We start from the raw sequence: 17938 nt of genomic DNA on the forward strand, positions 1-17938 counted from the left end.
GGGGGGACCCTGTGGGAGAGTAGGACGCCGCCGAACAATTTTTGCTGGGGAAGCCCCGCACCTTTATGGTGCGGGGCTTTTCCGCGTTCCGGACCTTTCGGTTCCAGGGGTGATTCGGGAAAGCCAGGAAAGCGGCGTCGGCCTTCGCCTTAGGGTGGCGGAATGCGCTACGACCTGGTCATCTTCGACAACGACGGGGTGCTTGTCGACAGTGAGCCGCTGTCCAACACCGTCCTCGCCGGCTACCTCACCGAACTCGGGCATCCCACGAGCTACGAGGACTCCCTGCGCGACTACATGGGCGGGGCCGTCCACCGTGTCCACGACCTCGTGCACGAGCGGACGGGCCGGCGGCTGCCCGAGGGGTTCGACGACGAGTACCACGCCCGTGTCTTCGAGGCGTTCCGCCGCGAGCTCGAACCCGTCCCCGGAGTGGTCGACGTACTGAAGCGGCTCAACCAGGACGGGACCCCCTACTGCGTCGCCTCCTCCGGGAGCCACGAACGCATCCGCGTCGGTCACCGCAAGACCGGGCTCGACCGGTGGTTCGGCGAGGACCTCGTGTTCAGCGCCCAGGACGTGGGCCGCGGCAAACCCGCTCCCGACCTCTTCCTGCACGCCGCCGCACGTATGGGCGTCGCCCCCGGCCGCTGCGTCGTCATCGAGGACAGTCCCCTCGGCGTCCAGGCCGCACAGGCCGCCGGGATGGACGTATACGGATTTACGGCGATGACTCCCGGCAGTCAACTGCCTGGCGTTACCGGCCTGTTCTCGCGGATGGAAGAACTTCCCACATTGCTCGGACTGCTCGGCTGATCCGTCTACCGGTGGGTAGCCCGGCCGCCTACGCTCCCGCCATGACGGATGCAGGGATGCGGTACGGCAGGGCCTCGCTCGCGTTCAGTTTCTTCACGCAAGGCGCCGCCTTCGCTCTTCTCGTGACACGAATACCCGCCGTGCAGGACCGCTACGGGATCTCCGACGGGCTGCTGCCGGTGTTCCTCGCCGCCGTGCCCGTCCTCGCGGGGCTCGGCAGCGTCGCGACGGAGCAGCTCGTCAGGCGCGTACGGCCCAGCCGGGTCCTGCGCTGGTCCCAGCCGGCCGCCCTGCTCGCCCTCCTCGGTGTCGGCCTCGGCGACACGATGGCCGAAGTCGCCGTGTGCCTGGCCGCATTCGGGCTGAGCGTCGGTGCCCTCGACGCGTCCATGAACATGCTCGGGGTGAGCCTCCAGCGGGAGTACGGGCGCAGCATCATGCTCGGCTTCCACGCCGTCTACAGCCTCGGCGGCATCCTCGGGGCCTCGCTCGCCTGGGCGGGGGCGCACTGGCACCTCAGTCTCGCCGTGTCGTACCTGCCGGTCGTCGCGGTCGCCGTCCCCGCCGTGATCGTCGCGAGCCACTGGTACCGGGACGCGCGCGGTGCGAAGGACCAGCCGCCCACCGCGGAGGCGGCCGGGGGCGGGCAGGCCGTGGTGTTCCGGATGCTGCTTCCGCTGTGCCTCGTCATGTCCTTCGCGTACATCGGCGACTCCACCGTCTCCAACTGGAGCGCCAAGTACCTGCAGGACGTGCTCGGCAGCTCCGAGCAGCTCTCCACCGTCCCCTACAACGTGTACATGGTGACGACGCTGATCGGGCGGGCGCTCGGGGACTTCGGGGTGCGCAGGTTCGGGCCGGTCCTCGTGGTGCGGGCCGGCACGCTGCTCGCCGCGTGCGGTTTCGGGGTGGTGGCGCTCGCGCCCGGCGCCTGGACGGGGATGGCCGGTTTCACCCTGCTGGGCCTCGGCCTGTGCGTCCTCGTCCCGCAGACCTTCGCCGCCGCGGGACGGATGTTCCCGCAGGCCTCGGACGCGGCCGTGGCCCGGCTCAACATCTTCAACTACGTCGGGTTCCTCGTCGGTTCCCCGCTCGTCGGGGCGCTCGGCGACGCGTGGAGCTACCGGGGCGCGATGCTCGTCCCGCTCGTCCTGGTGCTGCTGACGCTGGGCTACGCCCGTTCCTTCGCGTCCGGCCCCGCCCGGTACGGTGACGGGCATGAGCGGCCGCGCGCAATTGATGTGGGATGACGCAGTCACGGGCTACGACTTCGGGCGGGGCCATCCGATGGACCCCGTACGGCTCGCGCTGACCCGCAAGCTCGTCTCCGCCCTCGGCGTCGACAGCGGGCTCGACGTCGTCGCGGCGAAGGCCGCCGGGGAGTCCACGCTGCGGCTCGTGCACCGGCAGGACTACCTCGACGCGGTCAAGGCCGCGTCCGCCGACCCGGGTTCCGCCCGCGGCGAGTACGGACTCGGCACCCTCGACGATCCGGCCTTCGCCGGGATGCACGAGGTGTCCGCGCTCATCGCCGGGCAGTCCGTGGGGGCCGCCGAGGCCGTGTGGGGCGGGCAGGTGCTGCACGCCGTGAACTTCGCCGGGGGGCTGCACCACGCCATGCCGGGCGCGGCCTCCGGGTTCTGCGTGTACAACGACGCGGCACTCGCCGTGGCCCGGCTGCTGGAGCTGGGTGCCGAACGGGTCGCGTACGTCGACGTCGACGTGCACCACGGGGACGGGGTGCAGGCCGCGTTCTGGGAGGACCCCCGGGTGCTGACGATCTCGCTGCACGAGCATCCGCGCACCCTGTTCCCGCACACCGGGTGGCCCGAGGAGACCGGGGCGGCCGAGGCCGAGGGGTCCGCCGTGAACGTGGCGCTGCCCGCCGGTACCGGGGACGCGGGCTGGCTGCGGGCCTTCCACGCCGTCGTACCGGAGTTGCTCGCCGACTTCCAGCCGCAGGTCCTCGTCTCGCAGCACGGGGCGGACACGCACTTCGAGGACCCGCTCGGTCATCTCGCCGTCTCCCTCGACGCGCAGCGCGCCGTGCAGGTGGCCTGCCACGACCTGGCGCACACCTGCGCGGACGGGAAATGGATCGCGCTCGGTGGCGGCGGGTACGAGGTCGTGGACGTCGTTCCGCGCTCCTGGGCGCACCTGACGGCGATCGCGGCGGGGCGGCCGGTGGACCCGGCCGAGCCGGTGCCGGAGGAGTGGCGGCACCAGGTGTACGCGGCGACGCGGCAGGCCGGGCCGGTGCGGATGACGGACGGGCGGTGGCCGGTGCGGTGGCGGCCGTGGGAGGAGGGGTACGACCCGGCCGACCGGATCGATCAGGCGGTGCGGGCTGTTCGGGGGGCGGCGTTTCCCCTGCGGGGGCTTTTGCCTTGAGGTGAGGCCGATTCAGCGGGGCCGTGCGGGTCCGGGGTGGCCGGCGTCTCGGGGCTCCGCCCCGGGCCCCGCTCCTCAAACGCCGGAGGGGCTGGATTTGTGGCCGTCGTCTGTCACTGGGCCATGCGGGGGACGGGCTCCGTTATCTCCGGCGTGGGGCGTGGGCCTGCGGGAGCATCGGGGGGTGTCGATCTCCTCGTCCTCCTCGTCGTTTTCCGGGTGGCCGTTCATTCCGCGGCAGTTGCCTCGTGCGGGTGGGCCGGGGGAGGAGGAGTGGCTGCGGGAGTATCTGGTGCGGGTGCGGCTGGCCGGAGTGGTGGCCACCGGGCGGGAGGGGAGTCTGCGGCGGTACCGGCAGTTCGCCGCGCGGGACCCGCGGGCGTTGCTCGGGCTCGATCCGCGGGGGCGGTGGGGGGTGCCGGAGATCCTGGCGCTGATGGCCGAACGCTGCGGGGTGCGCGCCGATCCCTCGTACACGGAGGGCGCCGACACCATCGACCCGGACCGTACGCTCGCCGCGTTGCGGGCCTTCGCCGGGCGGCTGCGGGAAGCCGCAGACCGGCGGATTCCGGTACTCATCGGGACCGGGCACCCGCACCGGTTGCTGGAGTTCTACGTCACTTTGGCGAGTGCCCTGTCGGCGGCGGGATGTGAAGTCCTCACCCCCGCGCAGGGGAGACGTGTCGACATAACGACCCGGTTCGGTCTACGTACCCACCACCTCGACTACGTCGGGGGCGTCGCGACGCTGCGGGACGCGACCGCCCCGCACGCCGGTGGTGAGCCGGGCGTACACACCCATTCCCCGCTGCCCGTACGGACGGTTCTGGCGGCGCTCGCCGAGGCCGGCGGGCCGCCTCCCGGGCTGGTGATCGGGGACCACGGATGGGTGTGCGGCGCAGGTCAGCTGGGGTGCGAGGCCATGGGCCCGGCGGATGCCGACGATCCCGCGCTGTTCGTCGGGGAGGCCGAGGGGCTGGTGTCCGTGGCCGTCCCTCTCGATGACGCTGTGCGGTCCGCTTACTACCGACCGCTGACGCGCTATGTACTCAATCAAGCGTGTCTGTCACAGTAAACGGCGGATCACATCTCCTCTTCCCCACTCGCATCACCCGCCCCTAGTCTGGGGAGTGAGCGCATAGCGACGAGGAGTCACCGGAGGGGAAGCCGGTGCCCGTCCCGTGCGGAAGGTTCAGGTGAGTGATGGCTCCTGCTGACGAGCGGCCTCTGAACGAGGTCCAGTTCCTGACGGTCGCCGAGGTCGCCTCGGTGATGCGAGTGTCGAAGATGACCGTGTACCGCCTGGTGCACAGCGGTCATCTGCCCGCCATCCGGGTCGGGAGGTCCTTCCGGGTCCCCGAGCAGGCGGTCCACGAGTACCTTCGCGAGTCCTATGTGGGGGTGGAGACAGCCTGAGGACCGCCTGAGAGCGGTCCCGGCAGCCTCGATTACGGCCTCGGAGCCGGTACGGGTAGGCTAGGCCGACGTAGGTCGTGTGGGCCCATGCAGCCCCGCACCAAGTGCCCCCGCCTTTTGCGGGGGTGATCCGAGAAGTGAGCGAGGGTTGTCGTGGGCTCTGTTATCAAGAAGCGGCGCAAGCGGATGGCGAAGAAGAAGCACCGCAAGCTGCTGAAGCGCACGCGCGTTCAGCGTCGCAACAAGAAGTGAGCGTGCCCCGCGTGAGCGGGGAACGTCCGGGGGCCGCCCGCGCGGCGGCTCCCGTCACTTGAGGCGGCACGCGCCGAAGCGTGAACCCGGCCCTCCCACCGTCTTGGCGGTGGGAGGGCCGAGGTGTGTCCGCTGTCCGCCTGCGGCCCTCCTCCCCGGTCCCACCCGCTACGGTGGCGCCCACAGGCTTTTTCGGCGGCGCGGGAAGGCAGGCGGGGCTCAAGGTGGGCAAGGTCGTGCTCGTGACGGGGGCGGCGCGGCGGCTCGGCGGCCGGTTCGTGCGCGGGATACAGCGCGATCCGGCGGTGGAGCGGGTCGTCGCGGTCGACGCGGTGGAGCCCGAGCACCCGTTGGGCCGCGCCGAGTTCGTCCGGGCCGATGTGCGGCGCCCCTCGATCGGGCGGGTGCTGGCCGAGCACGCCGTGGACACCGTCGTGCACATGGACGTGACGGGGACGGCGCTCACCGGGGGCGGCCGGGCCGGGGTCAAGGAGACCAACGTCATCGGCACCATGCAGCTGCTCGGCGCCTGCCAGAAGTCGCCGACCGTGCGACGGCTCGTCGTGAAGTCCTCGACCACCGTGTACGGTTCGGCGCCCCGCGACCCGGCCGTGTTCAGCGAGTCGACCCCACCCAAGTCGCTGCCCAGCGGCGGCTTCGCGAAGGACGTCGTCGAGGTCGAGAACTACGTGCGCGGCTTCGCGCGGCGCCGCCCCGACGTCGCCGTGTGCGTGCTGCGCTTCGCGAACATCCTCGGCCCGAGCGCCGACTCCCCGCTGGCCGGCTACTTCGCGCTGCCGGTGCTGCCCACCGTCCTCGGCTACGACCCGCGCCTGCAGTTCGTGCACGAGGACGACGTCGTCGCCGTACTGCGCCTGGCGAGCCGGGAGCCGCAGCGATCGGCGCGCGGCAGCGGCACCTTCAACATCGCGGGGGACGGCGTGGTCCTGCTCTCGCAGTGCGCGCGGCGCCTGGGGCGCCCCACCGTGCCGGTGCTGCTGCCCGCCGTGAACTGGGTGGGCTCCGCGCTGCGTACGGTGGGCGTGACGGACTTCTCGCCCGAGCAGATCCGGCTGCTCACCCACGGCCGGGTCGCCGCGACCGCGCTGATGCGCGAGACACTGGGGTTCGCCCCGGCGTACTCCTCCCTGGAGACCTTCCTGGACTACGTACGGGTGCGGGGCCCGGGGCTGCTGCCGCCCGAGGTCGTGGGCCGGGCCGTGGACGGGGTGGCGGGCGTCGGCAACCGGCTCGTACGCGGCCGGGGCCCCGCCGGCCGCGAGAACACCTGAGGAGCGCAGCACGATGGCGGACGCCAAGGTCATCCCCTTCGACGACGACCGCTCGCGCGGCGGCCCGGCCCGCTCCGGACGGCGCAGGAACGGCCCGCCCCACCGGCGGCCGACGCCCGCCGCGGAGTCCCGCGAGACGGCCCCGGTCCTGCCGCCGAGGCGGGCGGAGCCCGCGCCGGAGCCCGGACCCGTGCGCGCGCAGGAGGAGGACGCGGGGCGGGCCGGTGGCTGGGAGCGCAGGCTCGCGGGCTCGCTCGCCTTCCTGCGGCGCCGGCTCACCGGTGAGTACGAGGTCGACGCCTTCGGCTACGACGCCGAACTCACCGACCAGGTACTCATGTCGCTGCTGCGCCCGGTGTACGAGAAGTACTTCCGGGTCGAGGTCAAGGGCATCGAGAACATCTCGGCCGAGGGCGGCGCGCTCATCGTCTCCAACCACTCGGGGACGCTGCCGCTGGACGGGCTGATGCTCCAGGTCGCGATCCACGACGAGCACCCCGCCGCCCGGCACCTGCGGCTGCTCGCCGCCGACCTCGTCTTCATGCTGCCCGTGGTCAACGAACTGGCCCGCAAGGCCGGGCACACCCTCGCCTGCGCGGAGGACGCCGAACGGCTCCTGGACGCGGGCGAGTTGGTCGGGGTGATGCCCGAAGGGTTCAAGGGCCTCGGCAAGCCCTTCTCGGAGCGGTACAAGCTCCAGCGCTTCGGGCGGGGCGGTTTCGTGTCCACGGCGCTGCGGGCCGGGGTGCCCATCGTGCCGTGCTCGATCGTCGGCGCCGAGGAGATCTACCCCATGGTCGGCAACGCGCGGACCGTGGCCCGGCTGCTCGGCTTCCCGTACTTCCCCGTCACGCCCACCTTCCCCTGGCTCGGTCCGCTCGGCGCCGTACCGCTGCCCACGAAGTGGACGATCCAGTTCGGGGAGCCCATCCCGACCAGCGGCTACGCGCCCGAGGCCGCCGACGACCCGATGCTCATGTTCAACCTCACCGACCAGGTCCGCGAACAGATCCAGCACACGCTGTACGAGCTGCTCGTGCAACGACGCTCGGTGTTCTTCTGAACCCTCCGCGCCGGCGCCGGTACGCCGACGAGGGCCGCACCGAGTGGATCGGTGCGGCCCTCGCCCGCGTACGGGAACTGCTGACCGGGCGCCTAGGAGTCGTCGTCCTCGGCGCTGACGCCCAGCCCCGGCAGTATGCCGGGCAGGAGCGGCGGGAGGGTGACCTCCGGGACCGAGGGCGCCCTGTCGAGCGGGCCCCGGCCGGAGCCGCCGCCCTCCGCGCCCTGGCCGCCGTTCTCGTCGCCCGAGGAACCCTCCGAGCCCTTGGAGGGGGACTCCTTCGACCCGTGCTGGTCGTTGCCGAGCGGGTCGAGCAGACCGCCGCCGCCCAGCAGACCGCCGTCCTTGTCCTTCCGGGAGCCGCCGGAGGGCTCGGAGGCGTCCGCCGAACCCGAGGGCCCGCCGCCCGCCTCGGCCGGACCCTTGCCGGACTCCTCGGGGGAGGACGGTCCGCGCCCGGACTCCTCGGCGGCGCCGCCGCTGGTCCGGCCGGACGGGGAGCGCGGCTGCTCGGGGGTGCCGCGCTTCTCGTCGGGGGACTGCGGGAGCAGTGAACGCAGGGGGTCGACCGCATCGTCTATGGCGGCGAAGACCGAGGTGACCTCGTCGCTGACGTCGAGCAGCTGCGGGGGCAGCCGGTCGCGCAGCGCGCTCCACGCCTCGCGGTGGGAGCGGGTGAACGAGGACAGGGCCTGCATGTGGCCGATCGACTTGTCCTCGGCGTAGGCCCTGCTGAGCAGCCGGTGGCCCTCACCGGCGTCGAACCTCACCCCCGACAGGGCGCGTCTGACCTCGCTCAGCTGCTCGTGGTCGAGGCGGCCCGCACGGTCGCGCTCCATGAGTCTGCGGGCCTCGGAGAGCCGGGTGGACGCCTGGCCGAGCAGCAGCTCGCCGCGCCGGGCGTCGTCCCCCGCGAGTCCGAGCTGGAGGTCCTCCATGCCGCGCTTGAGCCCGTAGAGCGAGTCACCGGGCAGGGCGTCGCCGCTCGCCGCGGCGACTCCGCCGAAGGCTCCCGCGGCCACCCCGACCGTGAGCCCTCCGGCGGCGAGCCGCTTGGAGAGCCGGGTGCGGGGCTTGAGCTTGCTCAGCGGGTTCGCCCGGTGGGCGCCCTTGCGGGAACGCTGCCCGGGCACCGAGGGGCTCGCGCCGCGCGCCTCGGGGACGGTGCCCTCGCGCAGCATGGCCTCCATCGCGGCCACGAGCTGCGCCCGCTGGACGACCTTGACCTCCGGGTCCATCTCGGGGGACGGCAGCTCGCCGAGTCCGGTGGCGAGCGTGAGCATCCGGCTCCGCTCGCCCGTCTCGGCCGGATCGGTGCCCTGCTGTGCCGCGAGGCCCGGGTCGGGCCGCTCGTCCAGAGCCTGGGCGAAGGCGTTCGCCCGCCGATGCGCCGATACGTTCGCGATCACTGGCGGCACCTCCTCTCGTCATGACGATCGGCTCCCCAGGAGGTCCTGGTGGGGGCTGCCTCCACGGGTGCGGAGGCGGCGTGACCGCGGGGAGCCTGCATCCCGGACAACGACGGTCTCGGCACATGGGTTACGGACGGAGCGCGAACCTGCGGCCCCGAATCGGCAAGTATCACCGAACGTGCCGGAGCGATCGCCCTGGGTGTGCGGCGAGCGTGGTCGCCGGGCCGCCGGGGGTGAGGGGTCACGGTCCTGGAGGTGGCCCGGGGGCCGGGTCAGCGGGCGTCTTCGGGGAGCAGGCGGGCGAGGGTGCGTACGGCACGGTACTGGAGCGTCTTGATCGCGCCCTCGTTCTTGCCCATGACCCGGGCGGTCTCGGCGACCGAGAGGCCCTGGAGGAAGCGCAGGGTCACGCACTCCTGCTGCTGCGGGTTGAGGCGGCGCACGGCGTCCAGCAGGGCGGCGTTGGAGAGCGACTCCAGGACGGAGTCCTCGGGGCTGCGCTCCACCTCGTTGGCGTCGAGCATCTCGCCGGTCGTCACCTCCAGCCGGAAGCGGCTGGACTTGAAGTGGTCGGCGACCAGGTTGCGGGCGATCGTCACGAGCCAGGCGCCGAAGTCGCGGCCCTGCCAGGTGAAGGTGCCGATCCTGCGCAGGGCGCGCAGGAAGGTCTCGCTCGTCAGGTCCTCGGCGGTCGCCTTGCCTCCGACGCGGTAGTAGATGTAGCGGTAGACGGTGTCGCTGTACTGGTCGTAGAGGCGTCCGAAGGCGTCGGCCTCCCCTCCCTGGGCGCGCTCCACCAGCTCCATCATGCGGGCACTGTCACTGTCGGCCGCGGGGCGCCGGGCGGTGGCGCTCGGGGCGGCGGACCGGCCTCGTCTCCCGACGGCGGTGCTCCCCTCGGCCAGGGCGTAGCACGGGCGGGCGGGCGCTGGGGTGGCGAAGACGGGCGCGGCGAACGCGGTGGGGACGAAACCGCGCAGACGGTCGACGACCGAGGCGCGGAGCGTAGCCAGGCCCGAGGCGTCAACCCCGACGTGTGGGTACACGGGACTCCCAGAGGCAGAGCTTCCATCACGTGCAGTCCGGGGCCCTGTCGTCAGCGTCATCCGTCACTCAGTCTCTTCACTCAGCGTGCTGGTGGCAGGGGCCCGGTTTGCGTCTGAGGAGAATAACGCTTCGTACAGGCGGCGCTACACCGAGTTGCTCAAATCATCGGTTACGTCGTTTCTCTTACCGAGTTGGCACCGGTCAATGGCCATAAATTGCACGGTTGTTGACAGAAGCGGCACGTTTTCGGTCAGGGCCGGGTTCGTGTTGTGGCCGAGTCGGCGTGCGGTGACTGCCCGGCAACGGGCGGGGGTATGACGTCCGATTGGCCTGCTCCGGGGCGGGCTTCACGCTCCGTGACGATGCCGGGTGCCGCCCGGAAAAGCGCCTCTGACGTGCGGGGCTCTTGGGGCGGGGGTGGGTTCCGGGGGCCGGTGGCGGCGTGCCGGGTCAGGCGCGGCGGCGGTGCAGGGCGATCGCGGCGGCCGTTCCGCCGGCCACCGCGCCGACTCCGGCGGCCGCGGGAATGCCGACGCGCACGGCCTTGCGGCCGGTGCGGTAATCACGCAGTCGCCACTCGTGCTCGCGGGCGTACTTGCGCAGTTTCGCGTCAGGATTGATCGCATACGGATGTCCGACGAGCGAGAGCATCGGGACGTCGTTGTACGAGTCGCTGTACGCGGCGCAGCGGTCGAGGTCGAGGTTCTCGGCGGCGGCCAGGGCGCGCACCGCCTCGGCCTTCGCCGGGCCGTGCAGGGGTTCGCCGACCAGGCGCCCGGTGTAGACGCCGTCCACGGACTCCGCGACGGTGCCGAGGGCGCCGGTCAGGCCGAGCCGGCGCGCGATGATCGTGGCGGTCTCGACCGGGGCGGCCGTCACGAGCCACACCTTCTGGCCCGCGTCGAGGTGGGCCTGCGCGAGCGCGCGGGTGCCGGGCCAGATGCGGTCGGCGAGGTACTCGTCGTAGATCTCCTCGCCGATGGAGGTGAGTTCGGCCACGCGGCGGCCCTTGACGATGGACAGCGCGCTGTCCTGGGCGTCCTGCATGTGGCCCGCGTCCTCGACGCCGGCGAGCCTGAACCACGCCTGCTGCCAGGCGAAGCGGACGAGTTCGCGGCGCTCGAAGAAGCGGCGCTTGTAGAGGCCCTTGCCGAAGTGGAAGAGCGTCGCGCCCTGCATCACCGTGTTGTCCAGGTCGAAGAACGCGGCGGCCTTCTCGTCGCCGACGACCGGGAAGACGGGTTCGTCCGGGGCGGGTTGTGCCGCCGCCTCGCGGGCGGCGGCCTCGGCCTGCTCGGCGGCCTGTTCGTTCTTGCGCGCCGCCTCGGCCGCGGCCTCGCCCGCCAGTACGCTGCGGGCCGTGGCGGGGCGCCTGCGAGGGGTGAGCCATCCGAAAGCGGCCATGCCGTCGAGCATAGCCAGTCGCGCGGGTGTCACGCCGACGGGGAGAAGCGGGGGTGCCGCGGACGGCGGTGAGAATGGAGGGCATGAGCCCCCTCTTCAGCCGCTCCGGCCGTCCGCGCCCCTCCCGTCCCGCCGCCGAGCGCGTGGTCACCCTCGTGCGGAAGCCGGGGTGCCATCTGTGCGACGACGCCGAGGCGGTCGTCGCGCGGGTGTGCGCGCAGAGCGGGGCACGGTGGGAGACGTGGGACATCTCTCAGGACGAGAAGCTGTACCGGAAGTACTGGGAGCAGATTCCGGTGGTGCTGGTGGACGGCGAGCAGCACACGTTCTGGAAGGTGGACGCGGAACGGTTGCGGCGGGCGCTGGGGTAGAGGGGCACCATCACGGCCACGGCCGTGCCCTCGAACGCCGGACGGGCCCCGCGCCCCCCTCCCGCGTCCCCGGCCGCCGGACGGACTGGGGAGGAAGCGATGGGGCGGTGGAGGGCGGTGCTGCCGGTACCATGGATACGTTTGGCTCGGGGGTACAAAACGCACGAATCCTGCGGAAAGGTGTCGGTCGTGGCCCCCCTCGGTCCCTCGGTGCGCCCGCGCACCACCGGTTCCCTTCGCGGGCGGAACCGGTGCGTGACCCCCATCACTTTGGGTGGACAAAACGGACACCATCTTTGTGCACGCGTTCACAAAGACATAGCCTGCTGTCGACGGGGCGGTCCTGGGACATCTGACCGCCCAGAGCCCCGCTCTACCCGCAGGAGCACCGTGGCAACTGGCCGAACTCACCGACCGGCGACCCGCAGCCGAGGAATTCCCGAGGCCACCGTCGCCAGGCTTCCGCTGTACCTCCGAGCGCTCAACGCACTGTCGGAACGCTCGGTACCCACGGTCTCCTCCGAGGAACTGGCCGCCGCGGCCGGGGTCAACTCCGCGAAGCTGCGCAAGGACTTCTCGTACCTCGGTTCCTACGGCACCCGCGGGGTCGGGTACGACGTCGAGTACCTCGTGTACCAGATCTCCCGTGAGCTGGGGCTCACCCAGGACTGGCCGATCGTGATGGTCGGCATCGGCAACCTCGGCGCCGCGCTCGCCAATTACGGCGGGTTCGCCTCGCGCGGGTTCCGGGTCGCGGCCCTGGTCGACGCCGACGCCGCCCTGGTCGGCAAGCCGGTCGCCGGGATGCCGGTGCAGCACATCGACGAACTGGAGTCCATCGTCCGGGACCAGAGCGTCTCGATCGGTGTCATCGCCACCCCGGCCGGCGCGGCCCAGCAGGTGTGCGACCGGTTCGTCGCCGCCGGAGTGACCTCCATCCTCAACTTCGCGCCCACCGTGCTCGTCGTCCCCGAGGGCGTCGACGTACGCAAGGTCGACCTCTCCATCGAGCTGCAGATCCTCGCCTTCCACGAGCAGCGCAAGGCCGGCGAGGAGAACGCCGACGGGGAGGGCGTCGAGGCCGCCGTGCAGAGCGGGGCCACCACCGCGGTCAGCGGGGTCGCCGCCAAGGAGACCCGCCCCTCCTCCGCCCCGGTGGACGAGGACGCCGACCGCAAGGGACCCGACGGGGACGTACCCGCCGTGATGCCGGCATGAGTCTCCTCGTCGTCGGACTGAGCCACCGCAGCGCTCCCGTCAGCGTGCTGGAACGCGCCTCGCTCAACGCCGAGTCCCAGTCGAAGCTGCTCCAGGACGCGCTCGCCGCCGAACCGGCCGGTGAGGCCGCCGTCCTCGCGACCTGCAACCGCATCGAGCTGTACACCGACGTGGACAAGTTCCACGCGGGCGTCGCCGAGATGTCGACGCTGCTCGCTCAGCACTGCGGCGTGGGCCTGGACGAGCTGACTCCTTATCTTTACGTGCACTACGAGGACCGGGCCGTCCACCACCTGTTCTCGGTGGCCTGCGGCCTCGACTCCATGGTGGTCGGCGAGGGGCAGATCCTCGGGCAGATCAAGGACGCCCTCGCGCGCGCCCAGGAGACGCACACCGCGGGCCGGCTGCTCAACGACCTGTTCCAGAAGGCGCTCCGGGTCGGCAAGCGGGCCCACAGCGAGACCGGGATCGACCGCGCCGGACAGTCCCTCGTGACCTTCGGCCTCGAACAGCTCGCGGCCGGGGACCCGGCGGGCCAGGCCGTGGCCGACTGGGCGAAGGGCAAGCGGGCGCTGGTCATCGGCGCCGGATCGATGTCCTCGCTGGCCGCCGCGACCCTGGCCCGGGCCGGGGTCGAGGAGGTCGTCGTCGCCAACCGGACGCCGGGGCGCGCAGAACGGCTCGTCGCGATCCTCACCGAGCCCGGCTCCACCGGGGTCTCGGCCCGCGCCGTGCCCATCGCCGAGGCCGTCGAGGAACTCTCCCGGGTCGACGTCGTGGTCTCCTGCACCGGGGCCACCGGGCTCGTACTGCCCGCGCAGGCCATCGAGGCCGCGACGGCCGGCCGCGCCACGCGGCCCCTCGCCCTGCTCGACCTGGCCATGCCCCGGGACATCGACGCGGCCGCCCACCGCCTCGACCACGTCCGCCTCGTGGACATCGAGTCGCTCGCCGCGGCGAGCGCCGACGCCCCGATGGCCGCCGACGTGGAACAGGTCCGCTCCATCGTCTCGCACGAGGTGGACGCCTTCGGCGCCGCCCAGCGAGCCGCGCACATCACGCCCACCGTGGTGGCGCTGCGCACCATGGCCGCCGATCTCGTGGACGCCGAAATGGCGCGTCTGCGCGGCCGGTTGCCCGGACTCGACGACAAGGAGCGCGCGGAGATCACGCAGACCGTGCGCCGCGTCGTCGACAAGCTCCTGCACGCACCCACCGTGCGGGTGAAGCAGCTCGCGAGCGAACCCGGCGGCGCCGGGTACGCGGACGCGCTGCGCACGCTCTTCGACCTCGACCCGCAGACGGTGGCCGCCGTCAGCCGGGCCGACGCGAGCAGTACAGACGACCCGAATCGAGGGCGGTCATGACCGACAAGCCACTCCGGCTCGGCACCAGGCGAAGCAAACTCGCCATGGCCCAGTCCGGACTTGTGGCCGATGCCGTGCGCGAGGTGACGGGCAGGCCCGTCGAACTCGTGGAGATCACGACGTACGGCGACACCTCGCGCGAGCATCTCGCGCGGATCGGCGGTACGGGGGTCTTCGTCACCGCGCTGCGCGACGCGCTGCTGCGCGGTGACGTGGACTTCGCCGTGCACTCGCTGAAGGACCTGCCGACCACGCAGCCGGACGGCCTGGTCGTCGCGGCGATGCCGAAGCGGGAGGACCCGCGCGACGCGCTGGTGGCCCGCGACGGACTCGGCCTCGACGAGCTGCCGCGCGGTGCGCGGATCGGTACCGGCTCGCCGCGCCGCGCGGCCCAGCTGAACGCCTACGCGCGCAGCCACGGCCTCACGATCGAGACGGTCCCGATCCGCGGCAACGTCGACACGCGGATCGGATACGTCCGCAGCGGGGAACTGGACGCGGTCGTCCTCGCCGCCGCCGGACTCCACCGGCTCGGCAGGTCCGGGGACGTGACCGGTTACCTGCCGGCCGACACCCTCCTGCCCGCCCCCGGCCAGGGGGCCCTCGCGGTGGAGTGCGTGACCGGCCACACGGTGGACGGTCTCTCGCTCCCCGACGCGCTGGCGCGGCTCGACGACCCGTTCACGCGGGCCGCCGTGACCGCCGAACGCGCTCTGCTCGCCGCCCTGGAGGCCGGTTGCAGCGCCCCTGTGGGCGCGCTGGCCGACCTGCTGGCCGACGGGCAGCAAACCACCACCACTGCCACCGAAATGCGCCTGCGCGGCGTCGTCGGCACGACCGACGGCTCCGAGCTGGTGCAGCTGACCACCACCGGTCCCGTCCCCCGCACGCATCAGGAGGCGACGGCGCTCGGCGCGGAACTCGCCGCCGAGATGCTGGCGAAGGGCGCGGCCGGCCTGATGGGGGAGCGAGCACTTTGAGCCCCACCACCTCCGCACTTCCGGTCGCCTCCGTACAGGCGGCATCCGGGCACGTCACCTTCCTCGGTGCCGGTCCCGGTGACCCGGGACTGCTGACACTGCGCGCCGTGGAGGCGCTGGCCGCGGCCGACGTACTGATCGCCGAACCGCGGGTACTCGATGTCGTACGGGTGCACGCGCGCGGCGACGCGGACGCACCGCACCTGTCTGACGAGGCGTCAACCGCCGCCGGTGTGCCCGGTATCGGTGACGCCGCCAATCTTGTCATGCAGGCCGCCCGCGGCGGCAGGCGGGTGGTGCGCGCGGTCACCGGGGACCCGGGACTGGACACCAACGCCGCCGACGAGATGCTGGCCTGCGCCGCCGAGGGCATCCCCTTCGAGGTGGTGCCGGGCATCGCGGCCGCCGTCGGGGTCCCTGCCTACGCCGGGGTGCCGCTGCGGGACGCGCAGGGCACCGACGTCCGCTTCGTGGACGCGGCCTCCGCCTCGGACCGCTGCTGGACCGAGGTCGGCGCGAGCGACGGCACGGTCGTCGTCTCGACGACGCTGGACTCGGCGGCGCGGGCCGCCGGGGAGCTGGTGGCGGCCGGCCGCAAGCCGGACACCCCCATGTCGCTGACCATCGCCGGTACGACGACGCGGCAGCGCACCTGGTCGGCGACGCTCGGTTCGGTCGCGCAGGTCCTCAAGCAGGCGAAGGTGCTGCCCTCGCCGGACGGCGGCCAGCCGGTGATAGCCGTCGTCGGGGAGCGTTCGGCGCCCGCGCAGCGCGATCAGCTGTCGTGGTTCGAGTCGAAGCCGCTGTTCGGCTGGCGGGTCCTGGTGCCGCGCACCAAGGAGCAGTCGCAGTCGCTGTCCGACCAGCTGCGGTCCTACGGCGCGGTGCCGCACGAGGTGCCGACCATCGCGGTCGAGCCGCCGCGCACCCCGCAGCAGATGGAGCGGGCCGTCAAGGGCCTGGTCACCGGGCGCTACGAGTGGATCGCCTTCACCTCCGTCAACGCGGTGAAGGCGGTGCGGGAGAAGTTCGAGGAGTACGGGCTCGACGCGCGGGCCTTCGCCGGGATCAAGGTCGCGGCGGTCGGCGAGCAGACCGCGGACGCGCTCATCGCCTTCGGTGTGAAGCCGGACCTGACGCCGAGCGGTGAGCAGTCGGCCGCGGGGCTGCTGGAGGACTGGCCGCCCTACGACCCGGTCTTCGACCCGATCGACCGGGTGTTCCTGCCGCGCGCCGACATCGCCACGGAGACGCTGGTGGCCGGGCTCATCGAGCTGGGCTGGGAGGTCGACGACGTGACCGCGTACCGGACGGTGCGCGCCTCGCCGCCGCCGGCCGACACGCGGGAGGCGATCAAGGGCGGCGGTTTCGACGCGGTGCTGTTCACCTCGTCGAGCACCGTGCGCAACCTGGTCGGCATCGCGGGCAAGCCGCACAACGTCACCGTCATCGCCTGTATCGGCCCGGCCACCGCGAAGACGGCGGAGGAGCACGGGCTGCGGGTCGACGTCATGGCGCCGGAGCCCTCGGTGGCGAAGCTCGCGGCGGCGCTCGCGGACTTCGGGACGCGGCGCAGGCTCGCCGCCGTCGAGGCCGGTGAAACGGTCACTCGCCCGAGCGAGCGGCGCCCGGGCTCACGCAGGAGGCGCAGCACGTCATGAGTGAGTACGGAAGTTTCCCCGGGGTGCGGCCGCGCCGGCTGCGGACGACGGCGACGATGCGCCGCATGGTCGCGCAGACGCGGCTGCACCCCGCGGACCTGATCCTTCCGGCCTTCGTCCGTGAGGGCATCGACGCGCCGGTGCCGATCGCGTCGATGCCGGGCGTCGTCCAGCACACCCGCGACACCCTGCGCAAGGCCGCCGTCGAGGCGGTCGAGGCGGGCGTCTCGGGGATCATGCTGTTCGGGGTGCCGGAGGAGTCGAAGAAGGACGCGACGGGCTCGGCCGGGACCGACCCCGACGGCATCCTCCAGCAGGCGCTGCGGGACGTGCGCGCGGAGGTCGGCGACGAGCTGCTCGTCATGTCCGACCTGTGCCTGGACGAGTTCACCGACCACGGCCACTGCGGGGTCCTCGACGCGAAGGGCCGGGTCGACAACGACGCCACCCTGGAGCGGTACGCGGAGATGGCGCAGGTCCAGGCCGACGCGGGGGCCCACGTGGTGGGCCCGAGCGGCATGATGGACGGCCAGGTCGGCGTCATCAGGGACGCGCTGGACCAGACCGGCCACGAGGACGTGTCGATCCTCGCGTACACCGTGAAGTACTCCTCGGCCTTCTTCGGCCCGTTCCGCGAGGCCGTCGGCTCCTCCCTCCAGGGCGACCGCAAGACGTACCAGCAGGACCCGGCGAACGTCGCGGAGTCCCTGCGGGAGCTGGCGCTCGACCTCCAGGAGGGCGCCGACATGGTCATGGTCAAGCCGGCCGGCCCCTACCTCGACATCCTCGCGAAGATCGCCGAGGCCAGTGACGTACCGGTCGTCGCGTACCAGATCTCCGGCGAGTACGCGATGATCGAGGCCGCCGCCGAGAAGGGCTGGATCGACCGCGACAGCGCGATCCTGGAGGCCCTGCTCGGCATCAAGCGGGCCGGGGCGCGCAACATCCTCACGTACTGGGCGGTGGAGGTCGCCCGGAAGCTGAGGTGACTTTCCCGTCGTGATGCCGGGCCCGGTTCCCTTGGGGGAGCCGGGCCCTTTGGTCATGAGGCGGTCACTGGATGGGGTGAAGCGGCTGTCGCGGCGGCCATCCAGTCCCTACGATGCCGTTCGGGAGGGACGGGGATGCGGCTACTTGGCTGCCTGGACCAGCGGACGGGCCTGCTTCCACCAGGGCGTTACGGCGCGAGCCTGGAGGAGCTGGCGGACGAGTTCGTTCATGCTCCGGTGTTCGGCGCGTCTCGTACGT

General features: G+C 72.3%; 17 protein-coding genes. 14 read left to right on the forward strand and 3 right to left on the reverse strand.

The annotated features are described in order from the left end of the window. Positions 1–162: 162 nt before the first annotated feature. The 8 genes from AB0J21_RS16865 (at position 163) to AB0J21_RS16900 (ending at position 7230) form a co-directional block, all read left to right on the forward strand. Positions 163–816, forward strand: a complete 654-nt coding sequence (locus AB0J21_RS16865) for an HAD family hydrolase (RefSeq protein ID WP_363146746.1) — start codon at positions 163–165, stop codon at positions 814–816. 41 nt (positions 817–857) lie between these two features. Then, the gene (locus AB0J21_RS16870) at positions 858–2066 is read left to right on the forward strand and encodes an MFS transporter (protein WP_363146747.1); all 1209 of its coding nucleotides are present in this window, start codon (positions 858–860) and stop codon (positions 2064–2066) included. Next, positions 2035–3207, forward strand: coding sequence for an acetoin utilization protein AcuC (locus tag AB0J21_RS16875; RefSeq protein ID WP_363146748.1), 1173 nt, complete (start codon positions 2035–2037; stop codon positions 3205–3207). Before AB0J21_RS16870 ends, AB0J21_RS16875 begins: the two co-directional genes overlap by 32 nt. Positions 3208–3448: 241 nt before the next feature. Continuing rightward, complete coding sequence (locus AB0J21_RS16880) at positions 3449–4282, forward strand: phosphatase (RefSeq protein ID WP_363146749.1); 834 nt, start codon at positions 3449–3451, stop codon at positions 4280–4282. Positions 4283–4410: 128 nt separating this feature from the next. Beyond that, the gene (locus AB0J21_RS16885; RefSeq protein ID WP_363146750.1) at positions 4411–4623 is read left to right on the forward strand and encodes a helix-turn-helix domain-containing protein; all 213 of its coding nucleotides are present in this window, start codon (positions 4411–4413) and stop codon (positions 4621–4623) included. Between the two features lie 153 nt (positions 4624–4776). Beyond that, positions 4777–4875: an AURKAIP1/COX24 domain-containing protein gene (locus AB0J21_RS16890; protein ID WP_003948845.1), complete on the forward strand. Its 99-nt coding sequence runs from the start codon at positions 4777–4779 to the stop codon at positions 4873–4875. Between the two features lie 224 nt (positions 4876–5099). Further along, complete coding sequence (locus AB0J21_RS16895) at positions 5100–6167, forward strand: NAD-dependent epimerase/dehydratase family protein (protein ID WP_363146751.1); 1068 nt, start codon at positions 5100–5102, stop codon at positions 6165–6167. 13 nt (positions 6168–6180) lie between these two features. Next, on the forward strand, positions 6181–7230 hold the full coding sequence (locus tag AB0J21_RS16900) for a lysophospholipid acyltransferase family protein (protein ID WP_363146753.1): 1050 nt from the start codon (positions 6181–6183) through the stop codon (positions 7228–7230). A gap of 92 nt (positions 7231–7322) precedes the next feature. Here the strand turns inward: AB0J21_RS16900 and AB0J21_RS16905 are convergent, their stop codons facing one another. The 3 genes from AB0J21_RS16905 to AB0J21_RS16915 all read right to left on the reverse strand — a co-directional run bounded on the left by AB0J21_RS16905 (position 7323) and on the right by AB0J21_RS16915 (position 11093). Continuing rightward, positions 7323–8639: a DUF5667 domain-containing protein gene (locus AB0J21_RS16905; protein ID WP_363146754.1), complete on the reverse strand. Its 1317-nt coding sequence runs from the start codon at positions 8637–8639 to the stop codon at positions 7323–7325. 275 nt (positions 8640–8914) lie between these two features. Further along, complete coding sequence (locus AB0J21_RS16910; protein WP_363146755.1) at positions 8915–9688, reverse strand: ECF subfamily RNA polymerase sigma factor, BldN family; 774 nt, start codon at positions 9686–9688, stop codon at positions 8915–8917. A gap of 451 nt (positions 9689–10139) precedes the next feature. Then, the gene (locus AB0J21_RS16915; protein ID WP_363146756.1) at positions 10140–11093 is read right to left on the reverse strand and encodes an HAD-IB family hydrolase; all 954 of its coding nucleotides are present in this window, start codon (positions 11091–11093) and stop codon (positions 10140–10142) included. A gap of 83 nt (positions 11094–11176) precedes the next feature. On the opposite strand from AB0J21_RS16915, the gene AB0J21_RS16920 reads away from it, so the two are divergent. The 6 genes from AB0J21_RS16920 to hemB all read left to right on the forward strand — a co-directional run bounded on the left by AB0J21_RS16920 (position 11177) and on the right by hemB (position 17679). Further along, complete coding sequence (locus AB0J21_RS16920; protein ID WP_363146757.1) at positions 11177–11464, forward strand: glutaredoxin family protein; 288 nt, start codon at positions 11177–11179, stop codon at positions 11462–11464. Between the two features lie 390 nt (positions 11465–11854). After that, the gene (locus AB0J21_RS16925) at positions 11855–12682 is read left to right on the forward strand and encodes a redox-sensing transcriptional repressor Rex (protein ID WP_363146758.1); all 828 of its coding nucleotides are present in this window, start codon (positions 11855–11857) and stop codon (positions 12680–12682) included. Beyond that, positions 12679–14049, forward strand: a complete 1371-nt coding sequence (locus AB0J21_RS16930; RefSeq protein ID WP_363146759.1) for a glutamyl-tRNA reductase — start codon at positions 12679–12681, stop codon at positions 14047–14049. Before AB0J21_RS16925 ends, AB0J21_RS16930 begins: the two co-directional genes overlap by 4 nt. Continuing rightward, positions 14046–15029 carry a hydroxymethylbilane synthase gene (gene hemC, locus AB0J21_RS16935; protein ID WP_363146760.1) on the forward strand — a complete coding sequence of 328 codons (984 nt, stop codon included), beginning with the start codon at positions 14046–14048 and terminating at the stop codon, positions 15027–15029. The genes AB0J21_RS16930 and hemC overlap by 4 nt, the downstream gene beginning before the upstream one ends. After that, positions 15026–16690 (forward strand): bifunctional uroporphyrinogen-III C-methyltransferase/uroporphyrinogen-III synthase, encoded by a 1665-nt coding sequence (locus tag AB0J21_RS16940; RefSeq protein ID WP_363146761.1) that lies wholly within the window; start codon positions 15026–15028, stop codon positions 16688–16690. The genes hemC and AB0J21_RS16940 overlap by 4 nt, the downstream gene beginning before the upstream one ends. After that, a complete protein-coding gene (hemB, locus tag AB0J21_RS16945; RefSeq protein ID WP_363146762.1) occupies positions 16687–17679 on the forward strand; it encodes a porphobilinogen synthase in 993 nt (330 codons plus the stop codon). The genes AB0J21_RS16940 and hemB overlap by 4 nt, the downstream gene beginning before the upstream one ends. Positions 17680–17938 lie beyond the last annotated feature (259 nt).

It is taken from the genome of Streptomyces sp. NPDC049954 (assembly GCF_040656295.1).
GTDB lineage: Bacteria > Actinomycetota > Actinomycetes > Streptomycetales > Streptomycetaceae > Streptomyces.